This window comes from Spirosoma arcticum (genome assembly GCF_054779955.1).
In genome coordinates this window covers 1-18,052 of the sequence record NZ_BAAGXG010000002.1, presented here as the reverse complement: position 1 = coordinate 18,052, position 18,052 = coordinate 1, and the positions used below count along the sequence as shown (strand labels likewise).

Below are 18,052 nucleotides of genomic sequence, written 5' to 3'. Positions count from 1 at the left end.
CCATACGTTACGCTTCTACCAACGCCCGCACCCGCAGGTTCCGCACCACCTCATCGCAGTTGGCGCAGGCTGATGCGCCTTCCTGATGATACCACCGGCAGCGGTCGCGGATGGCGCAGGTTACCAGCGTCACTTCGGCCTTGCGGTTTATGCCATCGACAATCTTGCCCACCAGCCCGCAGCCCGTGTCTTCGCCAGTCCAGTGACCGCAGCCGGTTTTGATGCAGTTGCTGGCGAACCGAAATCGCTCTTCGGGTGCCCGCCCCTGACGCGCCGTTTCCACAAACGTTTTGTCGACGACAATCGGCTCGTCGAGGTATTCGACATGGCCCGATGCGTTCTGAACACCGAAGAGTTTAGCACCGGGCTTAGCAATTGAGCTGGGACAGAGAAGAGAAGCCATTATCTGAGTGAGGGTCGAGCAAATCAGGCACCAGCGAAATCCGTTTCTGTTGGTGCCTGATTTAGAGTTAGCTACATTGTGGTCATATTAGGAAGCTACTCATTGATGGGCATAATGCCTATTGGCATGATGCCGATAGGCTCGCCAATAATGATCTTTCCCAATTTGAAATCCCCCAGCGCACCGCCACTTACAGCGTCCAGTACGTCGTCGGTTAGTTGTCCTTCTTCATCAATTTGTGCCAAAGACTTCATCAGTTCTTCCTGGTTTACCGCGTCGTTGCGCAGGTCCTCAATCTTGCTGTTTATTGGTTTTTCCATGATTACTACGAGCTTATTAATTTATGGTTTATTTACGATTCAAAGTTGGCCCTGTTACATTCCAGAAGCTATAACAGACGGTTGTAGCTCAGTCGATTTAGTTATAGTTTATGACCTCATCAGTTCTTCATATTTCTGAAGAAGTGAGGTTGATCCGTTTGCCGAGGACATGGTTGCCAGATCAGTTGCGCATAGAGCATCCATTCTGCACACCTGGTCATGCGCTGAATGGATTGTTCCCAATGCTGCATCGAAACAGGCAATGGACTCAATAGCGCTTTTGATCACGGTGACCAACTGCTTGAACTGTTCGACAGTCAGGTTGGCATCGCCCAGATAATTTTCAAGCCTTGCCCCTTTTCTATAGGCTGGATAGTCTTCCAGTCCCATAAAAGCCAACATCCACTCTTTATAATATGTCCCTGTCGTTTTGCTGATCCCGATGTAGTCAGCGATGAGTTCGTCGTGCAAATTGTTGGAAGCGCAGCCGTACCGGTTGAGGGTGTACAGGTGCGTACATTCATGCTCAAGCCGTATGAAAAGCGAATAGGATGCCCATTCTGCTTCCGTGAGGCCCAGACGGTCAGCGGGCACATTGCTATAAGGCTTTGTGCTTAGCATAATCAGCTTGTCCTTGTACAGACCAGACTTTGATAAGACGTTCGTCGAAAACTCTTGATTCCAGGTTTCTGCCGGATTATTGAGAAGCCATTTGTCCTTCAACGTATGAATTCGATCCCAGTTATTGACTCCGTTTGCCAGCAGGGCCCCCATTGACTGAGGAACGGGTGTTGGGTTGTTCTTGTGTAAAAAACATTGAACGAGCTTAACAAAGTCCTCGTCGTCAGCCACGAATAATACGGGCACTTTACCAGCGATACTGGTATGGAGTTTGATTCTAATAGCTTCCGGTTTATTGAGTCCTACTAAAGCCTTACCACTTGTGGCCAGCGGTTTTCCTTTCAGCACCGCATCAATGTAGCCCTGGGTTTTATTAATACCGTCTCCAATAGGAAAGTTGAGTTGAGGGTAGCATTTTCTCAACAATTGAAAAGCTTCTCCTTCATTGGCTTTCGTGACGTATTCCTCCCATGAATCAAGGTATGGCTCGTCAATAGACACCGGCGGTCTACGGGTTTCCTTCGCGCAAAACTTGTTCTGAAAGTAGCCCTTCAGTTCATCCGATACATGGATTGATTCGTTGTTTAAAACCCAATTTGACGAAATAGCGGTCATGAGTTAGGCGATTTGACGTTTAGCCAATTGGGCAAACAGCGAGTCTTTTTCCATCAGTTCTTCATACGTGCCGCATTCAGCAATAGTCCCCTTGTCCATTACGTAAATACGGTCGGCGTTCTTGATCGTACTCAACCGATGAGCAATAATGATCCGGGTTGCCTGGAGTTTATCTAAACTTTGCGACACGGTGTTCTGCGTGCGGTTGTCGAGCGCACTGGTTGCTTCGTCCATAAATAACAACCTCGGTTTATGAGCAATCGCTCTGGCGATCATGAGCCGCTGCCGTTGCCCACCTGAGAATGTGCCCGCTCCTTCACTCACAACGGTATGCATCTCCATCGGCATTTGCTTAATGTCTTCCTCCATGCCCGCCATGCGTGCAGCCTCCCAGGCATCGTCCAAGGTTAATTCTGAGTTGCCGATAATATTCTGAAAAATACTACCTGACATCAGCGCCCCATTTTGCAGGACAACACCAATCTGCCGACGCACCAGCTCCCGGTTCATAAGGTCAAACGAGTTACCATCGTAGTAGATGGACCCGGCTTCCGCCTGCTCGAAACCCAGTAGTAACCGCATGATTGTGGATTTTCCCGACCCCGAAGCACCCACAAACGCGACCATTTCACCGGGTTTTATCTTGAACGTAACGTTATTCAGGACAAGGGGCTGGTCTTCTTTATAGCGGAAAGAAACGGAGTTCATTTCTATTTCTCCATCCAGTTCGCCGGGGTCAACACTTTGCTCCGCCGATTCGGTTTCTTCTTCTAAAATTGGCTTTACCCGCTCGTAAAGGGTGATTACATTCAGCGAGGTGATTAACGCCATACTTAACCGCAGGCTGTCATTCAGAAACTGGTTGAATGAGACAATGAAGGCCATAAATACCCCTACGGACAGCATACCGGTTACCGCGTTGGCATTCAATACCGTATAATAGAGGAATGCGAAAAAGAAAATACTGGTCAGTAGCGGGTAAGACGCATTGAACACTTCCACAAAATTCTGATAGGTGCCCGAGTTGAAACCAAGCCTCTTCAGGGTCGAAAATTTATCGGCCCACAGCGCAAAAACTCGTCGTTCCCCACCGGTTATTCTGATTTTGGTTATGCCGGATAAAAACTCGAAGAGAAAGCCCTGAATTTCGCCTTGGTATTTAGAAACCTGTCGGTCATATTTTAGCTTGAGCAAACCAATAGTGAGCATGAACGCTGCGGCAATCAGTCCCAAACCCACACCTACCCAGGCCAAACCAGAGTCGTAATAAAAAAGCAGGATCAGGTTCACCCCCGAAAACGCCCCGCTCAACACGGCTGTCATCAGGGTGCTGGAAATTATCTGCCGAATTGTGTTGACGCTCAAAACCCGGTTTGTCAGATCACCCGCCGTATATTTTTTGTAGAACGTTACCGGCAACCTGAGCATATGGTCCATCATGCCGGCTTGCAGGTTGATGCTGGACCTCGACTCGACGCGTAGCTGTAACGCACCCTTAACCAACTGCAAGCCCGCATTCACTAAAGCGATCATAACGAGGATGGCAAACACCTCTACGTGCAGGGACTTATCGGCGGTTGGGATAACTTCGTCGTACATAACGCCCGAGAGCACCGGCACCAGCAAGCCAATCAGGCTACCCACCAATGCGGCCAGCATCAACCATTTCGCGTCTTTCTCTACACCCTTAATCGCAAACGTGAGTACTTTCTTTACGGAACTCATTTTGCCGTCGAAACCCGGGAAGAACATATAGCCAATCGGCTCCAGCGACTCCGCAATTTCATGATTGACTACCGATTCATTACCGGTCGACAAATCTCGGATAACGTAACTGTTGGGCGTTTTTTGTAATAAGGCGACCGGCGTTTTATCTTTCTTCGTAAATGCCAGCAGCGGCCCGTTTTCTTCCCTCCACCAAGTGTCTCTCAGAATGATTTTACGAATGCGCAGCTTAGAGCTTTTGGCGATCAGGTGAAGCTGGTTCGTGACATTATTCTGATGTGATTCAACGTATTTGGGTTCTTCCAGCTTGAAACCAATCTGGTCGCCGATTGCCTGACAGGTCTGAAAAAGAATGTTTTGCCCGCTTTGCTTCCCGTTTACCGTCGGCACACGCCCGCTACCGTTACCAGCAACAACCGACTTTATTTTACCAAGCGTACTTTCTAAGTCCAGTTGATCGACAACGCACTTCTCCGACAGATAGGTGCTCTCCTCTGCCCGCTGAGCGTCTATGATCTGATTAAGCTGCCCGTAGAAGTAGGCTTCCAGTTTGCTCAGGGCAAGCAGGAAGTACACCTCTTCCTGAAGCAGCGTCTCGCGGGTGCTCAGCACGCGCACGGTCGTGTTATTGGTCAGTGACTGTAACCACAGTTTGTTAGACACCGGCGCCAGAAAGTCAGGGTATTGGGCGTGGCTCACTGCGGTGCTTTGGGCAAACAAGCTAACCTCCCCTCCGAGTAACTGGATCCAGCTTATACCCGTAGAAGGAAAGGCAATTGTGTTTGCCTCCAACGTTGCTGTCTGGTAATCATCGAGTGGTTTATACGCTCTGGGGGCATTAACTGTGTTGACAACCGATGAGGTTTTTAGAATCCATTTGTCGATCATGTTCTTCAAAAAGAAATGATCCACTTCGAGAAGATTTGCTTTGTCAATAGACAATAAGGTAGCTTCACTGGAAAAAACAAGAAGCCGGGTGGTTTCGGTGCTCTCCGGGGTCAATAAGCTAAACAGTACTTCCCCTTTTTTCGCCGAGTACAGGTGTTTTAGTCTATTCGTATAATTTCCGTGGGTATCAATCTTCGTATAAAAAACGTTTATTTCGCCGGAAAGCACCATCCAGAATCGGTCTGTATTATTGAGGACAAAAGGGCTTTCGGCACAGACATATATTTTTTCTTTTATAGCTGACATCGGTATAGAGTTTATTTAGTTTCGATCAAGTGGGCGTAGACTCCGTTTTTCTTCATTAATTCCTGGTGCGTCCCCCGCTCTACCACTTTGCCGTATTCCATTACTATTATTTCATCGCAGTCAATAATCGTACTGAGCCGATGCGCCACAATCAGGCACGTACAGCCCCGCTTTTTAATATTATCCATGACAATCTTTTCGGCCGTAGGGTCCAGCGCACTCGTCGCTTCATCCATGATCAGAATAGACGGATTTGTGGCCAACGCCCTGGCTATTTCTAAGCGTTGCCGCTGCCCACCACTAAAATTGGCTCCTCCTTCCATGACCGAACTGTCGTAACCATCTTTACGTACCGATATCGTGTCGTGAATGGCTGCGTCGCGGGCCGACTGTATGATGTGCTTATCCGGAATGGTCGAATCCCAGAAACTGATATTTTCTTTCACCGTGCCGTTGAATACCAGCACTTCCTGATCGACAACCGCTACGGAATTGGTGATGACATGTCGGGGAATATCGCTCTTGGGTTTGCCGTCGAACAAGACCTCGCCACTCCAAAGCGGGTATAACCCGGATGCTATTTTGGCAACCGTTGATTTGCCACTACCCGATCCGCCCACCAAGGCGACCCGGCTACCGGGCTTTAATTTCAGGTTGAAATTTTCGACCAACGCGGGCATCGTTGTATTATACCCAAACGTTACGTTTCGCATTTCAAAGTAGCCCGTTAGCTTATTGTGCACGGCGTCTTTCTGCTCATCACCCGTAACGGCAACCGCCCTGAACTGATCATCCGTTTCGTAGTTCATCACGTCGTCGATACGCGCCATGTCGCTTTCCGTTTCGTGCAGCATCGTGCCCACGGCGATGAGTTGGTTGACCGGCCCAATGAAGTTGCCCATCAGGTAGGTGAACGATACCAGCGCACCAAGCGTCATCTCGCCGTCCATGATCCGCAGCGCACCCAAGCCCAAAATCAGCGTTGTCGTCAGCGACGAAATCAACGGGGGCAATACGTTGAGCCGGATCGTGAGCCAGCCCAGTTGCTGCTGCGCGTTCATCACTTTGGCTAAGTAGCCAATCCAGTTGGTGAAGAAGTCATTCTCCCGCCCCGACGCTTTCAGCGTTTCGATCATGCTGATGCCCGACGTAGTGGTGCCCAGCAGTTTGCCGGTTTCGTTGCTCAACGTACGGCTCCCGTCTTTTCTGGCTCTCGACACGTATTTAAGGGCCACAACATTCAACCCCGCCATAAATATTCCGATCAGCGTCAACTGAACGTCATACGAAAACATCAGGAAGGCGTAGAAGACGACGATAATGACGTTCAGCACCGCATTGGCCAGGTCTCCACTGAGTAATCTGGCCACCTTGTCGTTGAGAGAAACCCGGTTACCAATCTCACCGCTGTATCGCTGCGTGAAAAACGAGATGGGTAAGTGAAACACGTGCCAGAGAAATTTGCTGGACGTAGTGAGGGCGAGTTTGGTTTCTAATTTAAGCAGGTAGTATTGCTGAAGATAGACCAATACGGCATTGATGGCCAACACGGCGGCCATAATCAGCAGCAGGGGCATCACAAAGTCGGCATGGCCGTTCACCAGATACTTGTCGATGAAAATTTTGATAAACGACGGTATCACCAGACCCGGAATAACCAAGAAAAGGCTCGCCAGCAGAATATATGTAATGCTCAGTTTTGAGTTGGCGATTCGGGAAGTCAATGACGCAGTTAGGCCACGTTTCTCGTTTCCTTTCTCGAAGCGCTCGTTCGTTTTAAACGTGAGCACTACGCCCGTGTAGGCTTCATCAAATTCATCATACGTGACCTGATAGCGTCCCTGAGCCGGATCGCTGAGGTGAACCTTATTTTTTGAAAATCCCTCTAAAACCAGAAAGTGGTTGAAATTCCAGAAAATGATGGCGGGCGTTTCGATTTGCATTAGCTTTTCAATGGACTTTGCGTAGCCTTTTGATTCTAATCCAAATTCCCGGGCAGCTTTAATAATATTGGTTGCCTTTAATCCGTCTCTGGAGACGCCACAGGCAATTCTGAGCTTTTCTAAGGGCACAAACTTTCCAAAATGGCCCAGAATGATACTTAGCGCGGCTGCGCCACATTCTACACTCTCCATCTGTAGCACTGTAGGCACTTTGACAGGCTTCGCCTGTTTCCCAATGGGAAAGGTTGTATTGGTTGCCATCTTGAAAAATCAGTATCAGTATAAATTGAAGAATTTCTTAAATGCGGGCACAACTATCGTTATTGGATTCTCTTGTTTCACCGTAATTTGACCCATGCACGAGGTCCCTTCTTTTATATCGATATCCGGTCCTTTGGCAGACGTCCACTTGAATCCACTGTATGATTTACTGTCTTTTTCAAACGCTATATGTACTTCAAAAAGAGGCCCTAACGCCAATAATCCTTTGGCTAATTGATCGTTCTTCACCGAGGTCATCATGCCTTGCTGTGTGATTGGAAAGTCAGAAACGTAGGTAACCTTTCCTTTTATAAATCCATATTCCTGGGGCTGTACCGTCGAAGGCACCACAAAGGCCTCCATATCTTTTTTTATCTTTTTTCCATCCTGAGAAGGAATGTAGAGAACCCCTCTCAAATTGGCTAATTGCTCATCATGCTGATTTTTCAACTTGAACAGCGGGGTGCCGGGTCCCACCATGACGCCAGCGTCCGTTAAAACTTCGACAACCTCCCCACTGTAAGGACTTTTAATATTTGATTGGGTATCGTAGCGCTCGGTCAAAAACTGAAGATTTCGTTCAGCTTCAGCAATTTGTTGTCTTTGTACGGTAACCTTTTGCTGCATTCCATACCCTACGTCGTGCTGCCGACTGGAGACTTCTACCATCTGACCTTTTAAACGCTCAACTGTGTTCTTCGACGCGTCGATCTGCTGCCTTGTATTAGCTACCTGGGCTTTAACAATCAGCCCTTTATCGAGCAGGTTGACTTCCGATTCTAACTGATTACTGAGAAAGGACAGCTTCTTCTTCTCTGCTTCAATTTCGCCCTGAATACTCACTCTGTTCTGACTGACTAACTCACCTTCCAATAGCGTCCCTTTACTACCGTAGGATGTAAGTTTGACTAAGTCAAGCTTTTTCTCCGACAGAACGGCTTTAGCGTGTTCGATCTGTTGATAAAGATCCGGTTGTTGAACCGTTGCGATAACCGTTCCTTCCGCTACTTTGTCGCCAATTTTAACCTGTAGTTTCACAAGCTGACCTTGCGAGGTGGCAACTACTTCATGCACTTCGCCACCCAGTACAACACCCGTTACGTTGAGCTTTGTGCTCACCCGCCCAAAAACCGCCCAGCCGATGCCGGTAGCCAAGGCGGCAAAAACAACCGAAAGCGTAATCCATGCTTTTGGGCTGGTAACTTTAATGAGTTGATCCAGCTTTTCGGGTGTTGACAACTTTTCTAAAGCTGACTTTCTAAAAAAACCTGCTGCCATGACGTTAACGGTTAGTTATTAGTTGTTTCTGGGATTGTATAGAACGTATCTCTATCTATCGTAAAACCTTTACTATCCGGGACGATCAACGTGCCGGTGTCATGTCTAAGATTTATGATCGCATTGGCAAATTGTTGGTAAGCCTGTAAATACCGTAGTTGCGACGTCGTCAGGCGTTCCTGAAACAGAATTAAGCTTAAAAGGGTCGTCAAGCCGGATTGGAATTTGACCTGCTCGTCTTTGAATACTTCTTTGTTATAATTGAGGACTTCTTCTGATTTTCGTAGGTTGGAAACACTATTATCCAGGTAGTTAAGGTCGTTGCTTATGTCCAGTTCAATAACTCGCTGAACATTATTGACCACTACGTTCTGGTCACTCACAGCCATCTGACTCTTCAGCAGATTCCCTCTTGCCCAGTTGTTATTGACTGGAAAGGTAAACGTTAACCTGGCTCCGGTGCCAATATTTTGCCCTTCGTTATTCGAGAATGAGGACAAAACATCACCCATTCGGTTGCCGGTACTTGCGCTTCCATAAGCAACAAATCCAGTCAGGTCCAGTTGGGGTTTTGTGTTGTTCTGAGCCAGTTGGTACTGCTGCTCAAGGGCCTCGTGGCCGTGTCGCGCTCCTTTCAAATCCGCTCTCCTTTCTTTGGCAAGTCGAATAAAATCAGCCTTATCCAGACCTTTCTTGAATTCAGACTGAGCTATTGTCGGGAAATCGCTCTCTGGCACATCAATCAACAAACTTTCTTCGCCACTTAAACCGATCACTTTCCCCAGATAGACGCGTGCCGCATACAATTCCTGTTCGGCCATGATGGTTAATTTTTCCTGATTGGCCAAATCAGAACGAATTTGTGCTAAATCGCCCGCCGGTTTTTTATCACCCTTTACCAACTCTTCCGTCACCGACAATACGTTTCGGATCCTGTTTTCGCTCTGCCTGTATATCTCCAGGCTCTTGAACGCTGTGTAATAGTTCCAATACGCCAGTCCTATCTGCCAGATTTCATACGAGTTGGTGAACTCATTAGTACTCTTTGTATTCTGAACGTAGAGATAGTTCGCCCGCTCCAATGCAGTAGCTATCTGCCTTCCTTTTCCCCTCAACAGGGGTTGGGTTAGCGAAAAGTTAAGCGTACTGGCATTGTTCCCCAAATAAAGACCTATCGGCTGATTGAAGCTATTGAGCGGCAAGTTGTTGTTTGCAAAGCCGTAGTTCATGCTGAACTCCGTTAACTGCCCAGTGCGCAGCCGCTTCCGTAACCCTGCCGACAGATTGAGTACGTTGTTCTTCAGGATGCTGTTTTCAACGAGAGCAGTCCTGGGATCAGCTCCTAAAAGCGTATTTTGGTTGTTTCGAATCAGTACTTCCGAAAACGAATTAACGTCAAACGCGCTCCGTTGAATTTGCAGATCACCCTCGGCGCTCCGTATGGCCAGACCGCTCCTTACTACGTTCGGGTTCTTGTCAAACGCTCTCCGAGCAATCTCGATCAAGTCGCCTTTGACTACCGGTTGCCCATATACGTGATCGTATAGGGCGACCGATAGTAGCAGGATGGCATAGAGACAATGTTTCATTACGTGTATGATTTCATTGATTATGCCTCAGCGAACTTATGTAGTATTTTCACGAAGCGTGATCCTGCCTGCGCCACGCCGTCCAGTACGTTCGCATCGACCATGTCCTCTTCTTCAGGATTACCGAACCCGAGTTGATCGGTTGTTTTACGTAGTCGGTTCGACAGGAACAGGGCCAGGGCGTAGTAAAAATTGGCTTTAAACTCCGCGTTGGTCATAAGCCGGGCATTGATCTTATCGCGGGAGATTTGATAAATAACTGATGGTTCCGTAACGATGACCGATACGGAAGGCGGGCGCGATTCCAGGAACGACATCTCACCGACCACTTCACCCGTTTCCAGTTTGGCAATGCATTCGTTGTGGTTGTTGTTGGCACATACGGCCAACTGACCCGATAGAACAATGTACAAACTGTCAATGGCTTCTCCTTTGTTAATCAGTCTGTCACCGGTGTCTAAGCTTAGTTTGCTCCCATTATTAAGCATCCATTCTACATCTCTATCATTCAATTGACCTAAGAAAAACAGTACCCGTTTCATAAATTATTGATTTATAATGTATGTCTATTTTTATTTATACAAACTTATTACATCTCGATTGGTCAATTATGACAAAAGCACTGTCATTACTGACACGCAATGGCTGAGCGCGTTACGCCTTTATCGCGAGGCCCCTAACAATTCCTTTGGCGAAACACTGTATTGTCCCACGAACAGCTTCGAGAAATAATGCACATCCGTGTACCCCACGGCGTAAGCAATCTGTGGAACCGAACGCTGTACGTAATTATCAATCATCTGCTTTGCTTTGTGCAGACGTAGTACCCGGATGTATTTATTGGGTGTCAGGAATACGAGGTTGAAAACCTTCCGATGCAGTTGCCGCTCGCTTACCGCCATCTTATACGACAATTCGTACAGGTCTAAATAATCCTGGTCTATGTTGCCGTACACCTCTTTCTCGAGACCCACCAGCCAGTCCTGATCTACTTTTGCTACTTTTTGGGGGATTACTTCTCCAGCGCACAAGTTTCTGACATTCTCATTAGACTCATAAATGTCGAATATCTCAGGACGACTGTGATACGTCACGCTGAGTGACTTGGCCTGCGCCTTTGCCATGATCTCCTCGACTATATTTTGTATCTCCTTGCTATTTCTAAATATGATCTCCTCTATCTTGCTTTTATCGTACACACCACTATTCTCTCCTGCCTTAATAATGCTTTCTAACGGGCTTTTAATGCCAAGAAGGAGTTGTTCCAACACATCGGGTGAACTCCAATTAATGCCTGAGTTATTGGATGTATTCATGTAGAATATAGTTAGAAGTATACAACACTGTATAAGTATTCAACAATACTAACAGTGATCGATCAATTATTACGTTATTCTTTGAGATGATGAAGCTTGTAAACATCAATATTTATTACTCAAAATCCGAAATAGCATTGGCACCTCTTTTGTGCCATAAATTGAAGATAGAACATTATTATTAAGATATATCGTCGGAACAGTAAGAGGTATTCTTGCTAAGAAAGCCCAATTGATATTTTCATTTACACTGATAGCTAATTTATCATTTGCAGTAATATCATCAGAAAAATTACACTTCTTAAAACTAGTGTATTTATAACATTCTTTCAACGCGACAAGCCTTTGCTCATTGGAGTAGTTTAATATACTTTTTATAGTTTTTATTCCCAGCACGTCTTCAGGCGAATCGGGTACGAGTATCACTTTACAATTAATTTTTTCATTCAATGTTATTAAAGAAATTAGTTCATCTAATTTAGTCGCACACAAAATAGAATTTGGGTTTAACACAGCAAATAATTTATGTTGTGCCTCAGGATTCCCGATCATCACAGTCTGCATCGCTTCAAAAAAAGGAGGAATAGTTGGCTCCTTATTAAATAAACTTTGCACAAAATCTGCACTAAATTTTGTTCTTTGAAGTGAGATGTAGAGGCCTTTGCTTAAAAAAGAATTAACAAGGTGCTGTCTGATAAATACCCAAGAACCAGTAATCAATAGTAAATTGATTAGGAATACATTGGCTGGAAAAGAGTCATATTTTTGAATAAATAAGGGAATATTAATTAATGAAAAAAACTCTGCACAAAACAATGAGATTGTTGCCAGACATATAAAGCACCATTTTCTGATTACTACTATCTGATAATATATCGCCCATAGAATATAGAAGGTTGTTGCTAAATTAAACCATTTTATAAAAACTAATTTATTAACATTGTCTAACAAAAATAAGAAAGACAATCCAATTACAAAATATACTAATCCAAGCTCTGACCAGGTAAGCCATCCAAATATCTTTCTGCTTTCCAAGGTCAGGCTTTTGATAAAATCATTTTTCAGTTTATCGAATGTATTGGTATTCTCAATAATACTTTTATCTGCATAAATATTAGATCGTATTAAAATTACAGATGAGATCAAGCCAAGAACTTTTATAAATGAGATCTCATAAAAGTTAAGAATATAACGTAGGTCAATGTAATTAAAACCTTTTAAAAAGAAATATCCAAATAAGAAAATTATAGAGGCATAAACAAAAGGCATTCTAAATTTTCGGACAGTTTCTAATTTAAGTTTGTCTTCAAAACTTGTCTCCTTTAAATTTTCGTTGGGTTTTACGATCAAAATCAAACCTTGCCATTTTTGAGCAAACTCGGATATGCTCTCTCTCAATGTTCCAAGATGACTATGATGATATTCAACCTGGTTCTTTTCAACTTTGGTTATAGTGCAGTAGCCCATTCCATTTGTAAAATGAGCAATGGCGGGGAGAGGTATCTTGCATAATTGCTCTGGCTTAATTACTACAGGCACGTTATGCACATTAAAGTCTGTTAGAACGTTACTCAGCGCCATTAAGCCTGGAAAAGTCGGCTCTTGTAATAGTTGATTTTTTAACGTTGTGGATGTCACGCGTACTTTCTTCAAATTGAAGATTGTCTTTAGGACAAAAAAAGCGTTTTTCTCATCAGCCGAAAGTGTCATGTCAATATGTGATTTAGCACTTCTTTATGATATTCTGGCGTGTAAATTTTTTCTACACGCTTTTTGAAATCAGATATTTTATTTTTATAACTTTTATCAATCAGTAACTTTCTAATTTTTGCACTCATATACGGGACTTGCTCGTAAATAAAGTTGCCTCGTAAGCCAATTCCGTGATGCTCGACTTTCAGGGCATTTCCGCTCTGATCATAGTATGGATCAAGCGGATACACTAACATCGGAACTTTGTAGTGAATACTCTCTTTGATACCGCCCAATCCCCCGTGTGTAATAAATAAATCAGCTATTTCTAACACTTTTAACTGGGGGACCCTTGAGAAGAACATTACATTATCAAAGGCCCGGTTATTAAAAAGAATAGTCTTAATCACATACTTGTTGACCGAGCAAATTAGAAACGTGTTCGGAATAGCTTGAAGTGACTCTAAAAGTTTGTTGAGAAAGTCGACCAAGTGAGGAGATGCTACTTCAAAAAAAGTACCGAAACTACAATAAATAACTCGCTTACCTTGTTGCTTTTCATCTAAAATTTGTTGCCAATTGTTCTCAAAAGTGATGTCTAATTCGGTGTCTATCCTATTTTCACGCTGACAAAGACCAAGGTAATATTGATATTCCTTTCTTACAGTGGGCGAAAACTCAAATTCAAGTGGCAATAAAAGCAGCTCAGGAACATTGTTAAATAACTTAACAAATTTATTTTTTACAATACCATGATTGCTTGGGATCTTACTTACCTTTAAAAGGTATTGAAACTGCTTCTCTGATAACCATTGTAAAAAACTTTCTTTGGAAGATTTAAAAAAATTGAATACTTCTATGTCCTTTTTTACGTTTACTTCATTGCTTGTTAGCCAGTTATTTTCGGATATATTAGGATAACCCTCAGTTCTACACGTTGAAGGCATTGGATTAAAAAAAAGTATTTTTAATTTTTTATAATGCGAATGCAGAAATATATAATCAGTGCTATTGTAGATATCTATAATCACAACATCTGGATCAACCTTTTTTAACAATCCCTCAATCTCTTTTTTACGATTCCAGTATATAGTATTTTGTAAATAAGATTTAATCAATGCAAAAAAAGATGCTTTTCGTCCACTACCTTCAAGAAATCTTGCCTCGTGGCTACATCCTACTTTATATCTTGAGATAAGGTGTACTCTGAATCCGTTTTTATGTACAGATTCTGCCAAAATAGTGTCAGTGACAGCATAGACTACTTCGTAATCTTTCAAAAGAATATTAGCTAAGAAGAAAGAAGGTAATACATGACTTCTAATTTGAGCAGGTATAATTAACGCTTTCTTTTTCATAAATTTAACTCCCGTCAATAGCGCGTTGAGAAATTAAAAAAAAAGCTGATAGCCGTGTCACTTTTGTGGTCGTCAAGCTATAAGGAGATGACCGCTCCGGCGGCCCGGCAAACACGTTACTAAACTGGCTAACTACCAGTGGGCTGTAATACTGCCTTTTCTACCCCGCTACGGCGGCCCGGCTCAAACGTAAACACGTTCTTACTCCAAAGTAGAGGTTGCCACCCCATTTGTTCGATGAAATACCGAATAACACCTTCTCGACTTGCTTGGAAACCAGGTTTCATCCAGGATGCAAACGCATCACGTCCGTATAATACGTTTAAATTACCGGTTGTTTGCTCATCCGTTTGTTGGGGCACAATGGTTCGAATGCCTAATTTTAGTTTACACGTAGCGGATAAGTGGATATCTTCAGCGGTTTCCAACGTGTAAGGAGATATTTGCCAGAAGGCTTTTATCCAATCCGTCTTAAAGAGCCAGCTATTGCAGCCGAAGTCAACCTCGGTGTCCTCCCGACAAAAATTGTAAACAAGGTTAGCTGGGACATCACCGAAGAAGTACTGCTTTACATTCTGCATGCGTTCGGGTAAATAATCACCGTCGGGTATGATACGTCCGGCACTGCTAATGATGGCGTTTTCCACTTCACACTTCAAACGACTATTAGCCAACCAACCACGGGAAGGAATGACGTCATCATCGAGTATCCAGACATATTTCGATCTTATAAACTGCGCCAGTGAAAAGCGCCCAAAGTATTTAAAATTGACCGTTGAGTGAACGAACTCAATCTCAGGATATCTCTTAAGAACACTTTCAATATTAACGTAATTACCGCACTGGTATACCCAAACCTGATACGGCTTTTCTGTTTGAGCAAACAAAGAGGTTAATTGTTCCTCCAAACGATTTCGTTTCCATACCGTTAAAATGACGGTTACTTCAGCGAATTCGGATGATAACAAGCGAGAAGGTATTTGACGTTGGATCATAGAAGGGTGTTTTTGATAAAACTTTGGCTGGCTGGAGCATTGATCGCTCCGGCGCCCCGGTTCGAGCGGGCTGCTCGTCCCGAATCGACACAGGGCTTTGCGCCTATTGCCAAGCCGCACCAGTGGACCACCGGTTGGGTGATTGAGCCGATTTGCCGGTGCGGAACCATTGCGCGGACTAATTTTTTTGACGTATTGTCAAGGATTCCAAAGACACGCTACTTCCGCTCCGGCGGCCCGGTTCGGTGAGTTGATTGCGTTGAGTTAACGTTCAAATCACACTGCAACGCATTTTGCTGTGCTTTCAAGCTTGATTTTCCAACACATTTTTATGTACTGATAATCACTGTATGTATGTTACACTAACCAACTATTAGTAACTACGCATTATATTCACCTAAATATTCAACCACTTAGTAATATATCCTAATTGTTCTTTTTTGTGAACGTCAGAAAAAAGGTTAATCCGGTGAAATATATTTTGTAAACAATTGTATTTAAATACTCTTAATGATTCGTTATCCTCTATAAAATTATCCATACTCAATAAACTAAAAATAGGTATATCTCCATTAAGCATTTGACTTATTTCAAGATTCAGTATAAACCTGTAATCTTTCCTATTTTCTCCTTTAAAAGCCTTTGATAATAAATTGTACAGAGTAGAATAATATACTTCATAACTTGACATAAAAGATGCTAACCTCATATATTTTAAGATTTTAAAGTATACAAAGGTTGGTCGCCAAACATAACGTACTTCATTATTTATGAATAATTCAAGTGGAGAATTTTTAGATCTTAATTCCTCTTTTGAACTTGAAAACATATCATATGCAACAGAAAAACCATTAATAAAATGTTCTTTATAATCATTTACAAAAATATATTTACCTTCGAATGCAGGAATGTTTTTATTTACTATTTTTCTTGTAGCAAAGCGAGTAGTTCTTTTAGAATTTATGGTATTAGGATTTATCACTTTTTTTTCTAATTCTGTGACTTCAATATTTCCTTTCACTCCATATCCTACAATATCTAAAGGTGATCCAGTGTTTGGATTTACGATTAAGAAACTTTCTAATACAGAAAAAGGGGGTATTTTATGCTGAGAATCCCATGTTCGAAAAGATTGGTTATTGAAAAAAGGCTGAATAATGGTTTCATGATCAATCATGAAAGGGTTATTCCCTGATGCAATTACATTTTCATGATGACAGTCCTTACTACCTAAAAGTAAAGTAATCGATAATAATACCCCTGCTTTATAATAGTATTCTTGCAAATCCTCTTCTGAATTTACTTCTTCATAATTAACAAATTCTATCCAACCATAATTTTCACAATCTATTACTTTGAAAGTCTTTAAATCTGTTTTTAGTTTAAAATTAACCCACTCGATAAAAGAATTATATGAGTTGGTTATCCTTATATTTCTTGGTTTATATATTAGCTTTGTACCATCTGACAAATATACTAAGGCTGTACCTTCACCATTATGACCATCACCAAGACTTACATCAATATCTATAATTTTAATATCATCTAAATTAAATTTAGTTTTTATATCTCCAATATCTTCTTGAAAACGATTAATAATATTACAAATATGGTTTGAGAAATTATCGACTTTTAACTTTAATATTTTATCTAAAACAGGGTAATTTATGGCTAACGATAAACTCGTTCTTTCTCTAAACTCATCAAAATTAGAGTTTCCATTTCCAACAAAACTGTCTAATTCTGTTTGCAATGTAACCTCTGCAATAGAACTTAACTCTTCCAATAGTTTGTGTTCTAACTTATTCTTGACCAAAGGCGATAATTCTAAATCAGAATTATTTGTAAAGCCTTCTGTATAGCTTAAAAGGACTTCAACAAACGGAATTGTTTTGAAATTTTCCTTAATTAAGTATGTGGATTGACTAATCATTTCTATTTTTTTTTAAAATAAACATAGATATTAAAATTAAAATTGGTCTTAGTCACAATTTTGTATATTGGGATTTACTAAAATTCCAAGCCCGAAGTGATAAGGATAATTATACATTTTATAACCTGTGGCGTTAGCAATATCTATGACAGCACGTTTAACCTCTGGAAAACTTTCTGTATCATGAAAAATAACACAATCACTATTTTGAGCCGCCCAAAGTCCGCATTCATAGGTTTCCTTGTAGTCATGAACAATATCAACATGAGCAAAATCATAATGATTTGTATCATTTGGTATCCAATTCTGATAGGTTGACTTAAATAAAGTTATGTTTTCATAGGTGGACAGTCGTGCTTTGGTTTTTTCAAAATGCTCTCCTTTATAAAAGGTATGTTTATCCCCTTCAAAAGTATCTATACCTGTAACTTTATCAAAATAATTAGATAAAACCACTGTTGAATAGCCAAATTCAACCCCAAATTCAATACAAGAATTTCTACCTAAGTTTAACTGAATAATTATATCTTCTATTATTAACTCCAATCCTCTCCAAGCAGAAAAAATATTTATCATTTTTTCTGGTCTCTTTTTGCTAACTGGCTTATAGATGAGCATCTCAGTGTTTAAAATTTGTACGTTTCTAACCGCTTCTTGTAACATAATATTTCATTTTGGTTAAATGTAAATTTTGAAATTAATTCGCACATTTACATTTGCAGTGCATAAAGCTCATTCTTGACGAACTCAGCCGGACTTAGATAGCCCAAACTTTTGCGGGGTCGATCATTTAATTGGGTCTCGATCCA

Annotated in this window: 14 protein-coding genes; all 14 read right to left on the bottom strand. The window is 42.4% G+C overall.

Annotation, left to right across the window (positions count from 1 at the left end):
- Positions 1-7: 7 nt before the first annotated feature.
- Positions 8-403: a hypothetical protein gene (locus ACYVHB_RS04590; protein ID WP_461050067.1), complete on the bottom strand. Its 396-nt coding sequence runs from the start codon at positions 401-403 to the stop codon at positions 8-10.
- Positions 404-498: 95 nt separating this feature from the next.
- Complete coding sequence (locus ACYVHB_RS04585) at positions 499-723, bottom strand: hypothetical protein (protein WP_461050065.1); 225 nt, start codon at positions 721-723, stop codon at positions 499-501.
- 108 nt (positions 724-831) lie between these two features.
- A complete protein-coding gene (locus ACYVHB_RS04580; RefSeq protein ID WP_461050064.1) occupies positions 832-1,959 on the bottom strand; it encodes a DUF7005 family protein in 1,128 nt (375 codons plus the stop codon).
- A 3-nt stretch (positions 1,960-1,962) separates the two neighbouring features.
- Entirely contained in the window at positions 1,963-4,878 is a 2,916-nt protein-coding gene (locus tag ACYVHB_RS04575; RefSeq protein WP_461050062.1) for an NHLP bacteriocin export ABC transporter permease/ATPase subunit, read from the bottom strand.
- A gap of 11 nt (positions 4,879-4,889) precedes the next feature.
- Entirely contained in the window at positions 4,890-7,082 is a 2,193-nt protein-coding gene (locus ACYVHB_RS04570) for an NHLP family bacteriocin export ABC transporter peptidase/permease/ATPase subunit (RefSeq protein WP_461050060.1), read from the bottom strand.
- A gap of 15 nt (positions 7,083-7,097) precedes the next feature.
- On the bottom strand, positions 7,098-8,360 hold the full coding sequence (locus ACYVHB_RS04565) for an NHLP bacteriocin system secretion protein (protein ID WP_461050058.1): 1,263 nt from the start codon (positions 8,358-8,360) through the stop codon (positions 7,098-7,100).
- Between the two features lie 11 nt (positions 8,361-8,371).
- On the bottom strand, positions 8,372-9,949 hold the full coding sequence (locus ACYVHB_RS04560) for a TolC family protein (RefSeq protein ID WP_461050056.1): 1,578 nt from the start codon (positions 9,947-9,949) through the stop codon (positions 8,372-8,374).
- Between the two features lie 20 nt (positions 9,950-9,969).
- On the bottom strand, positions 9,970-10,491 hold the full coding sequence (locus ACYVHB_RS04555) for a cyclic nucleotide-binding domain-containing protein (protein ID WP_461050055.1): 522 nt from the start codon (positions 10,489-10,491) through the stop codon (positions 9,970-9,972).
- Between the two features lie 120 nt (positions 10,492-10,611).
- Positions 10,612-11,073 (bottom strand): helix-turn-helix domain-containing protein, encoded by a 462-nt coding sequence (locus ACYVHB_RS04550; protein ID WP_461050053.1) that lies wholly within the window; start codon positions 11,071-11,073, stop codon positions 10,612-10,614.
- A 297-nt stretch (positions 11,074-11,370) separates the two neighbouring features.
- On the bottom strand, positions 11,371-12,975 hold the full coding sequence (locus ACYVHB_RS04545; protein ID WP_461050051.1) for a vitamin K epoxide reductase family protein: 1,605 nt from the start codon (positions 12,973-12,975) through the stop codon (positions 11,371-11,373).
- Positions 12,972-14,315, bottom strand: coding sequence for a glycosyltransferase (locus ACYVHB_RS04540; protein WP_461050049.1), 1,344 nt, complete (start codon positions 14,313-14,315; stop codon positions 12,972-12,974). The genes ACYVHB_RS04545 and ACYVHB_RS04540 overlap by 4 nt, the downstream gene beginning before the upstream one ends.
- Positions 14,316-14,443: 128 nt before the next feature.
- Positions 14,444-15,310 (bottom strand): glycosyltransferase, encoded by an 867-nt coding sequence (locus ACYVHB_RS04535; RefSeq protein ID WP_461050047.1) that lies wholly within the window; start codon positions 15,308-15,310, stop codon positions 14,444-14,446.
- A gap of 397 nt (positions 15,311-15,707) precedes the next feature.
- On the bottom strand, positions 15,708-17,243 hold the full coding sequence (locus tag ACYVHB_RS04530; protein WP_461050046.1) for a type 2 lanthipeptide synthetase LanM: 1,536 nt from the start codon (positions 17,241-17,243) through the stop codon (positions 15,708-15,710).
- A 48-nt stretch (positions 17,244-17,291) separates the two neighbouring features.
- Positions 17,292-17,906 carry a class I SAM-dependent methyltransferase gene (locus ACYVHB_RS04525; RefSeq protein WP_461050044.1) on the bottom strand — a complete coding sequence of 205 codons (615 nt, stop codon included), beginning with the start codon at positions 17,904-17,906 and terminating at the stop codon, positions 17,292-17,294.
- Between the last annotated feature and the right edge of the window lie 146 nt (positions 17,907-18,052).

What these genes read in the sequence shown, in the direction of transcription:
- ACYVHB_RS04530 (WP_461050046.1), bottom strand. Translation starts at nt 17,243, where the DNA reads ATGATTAGTCAATCCACATACTTAATTAAGGAAAATTTCAAAACAATT.
- ACYVHB_RS04560 (WP_461050056.1), bottom strand. Translation starts at nt 9,949, where the DNA reads ATGAAACATTGTCTCTATGCCATCCTGCTACTATCGGTCGCCCTATAC.
- ACYVHB_RS04535 (WP_461050047.1), bottom strand. Translation starts at nt 15,310, where the DNA reads ATGATCCAACGTCAAATACCTTCTCGCTTGTTATCATCCGAATTCGCT.
- ACYVHB_RS04575 (WP_461050062.1), bottom strand. Translation starts at nt 4,878, where the DNA reads ATGTCAGCTATAAAAGAAAAAATATATGTCTGTGCCGAAAGCCCTTTT.
- ACYVHB_RS04545 (WP_461050051.1), bottom strand. Translation starts at nt 12,975, where the DNA reads ATGACACTTTCGGCTGATGAGAAAAACGCTTTTTTTGTCCTAAAGACA.
- ACYVHB_RS04540 (WP_461050049.1), bottom strand. Translation starts at nt 14,315, where the DNA reads ATGAAAAAGAAAGCGTTAATTATACCTGCTCAAATTAGAAGTCATGTA.
- ACYVHB_RS04550 (WP_461050053.1), bottom strand. Translation starts at nt 11,073, where the DNA reads ATGGCAAAGGCGCAGGCCAAGTCACTCAGCGTGACGTATCACAGTCGT.
- ACYVHB_RS04555 (WP_461050055.1), bottom strand. Translation starts at nt 10,491, where the DNA reads ATGAAACGGGTACTGTTTTTCTTAGGTCAATTGAATGATAGAGATGTA.
- ACYVHB_RS04585 (WP_461050065.1), bottom strand. Translation starts at nt 723, where the DNA reads ATGGAAAAACCAATAAACAGCAAGATTGAGGACCTGCGCAACGACGCG.
- ACYVHB_RS04565 (WP_461050058.1), bottom strand. Translation starts at nt 8,360, where the DNA reads ATGGCAGCAGGTTTTTTTAGAAAGTCAGCTTTAGAAAAGTTGTCAACA.
- ACYVHB_RS04590 (WP_461050067.1), bottom strand. Translation starts at nt 403, where the DNA reads ATGGCTTCTCTTCTCTGTCCCAGCTCAATTGCTAAGCCCGGTGCTAAA.
- ACYVHB_RS04580 (WP_461050064.1), bottom strand. Translation starts at nt 1,959, where the DNA reads ATGACCGCTATTTCGTCAAATTGGGTTTTAAACAACGAATCAATCCAT.
- ACYVHB_RS04525 (WP_461050044.1), bottom strand. Translation starts at nt 17,906, where the DNA reads ATGTTACAAGAAGCGGTTAGAAACGTACAAATTTTAAACACTGAGATG.
- ACYVHB_RS04570 (WP_461050060.1), bottom strand. Translation starts at nt 7,082, where the DNA reads ATGGCAACCAATACAACCTTTCCCATTGGGAAACAGGCGAAGCCTGTC.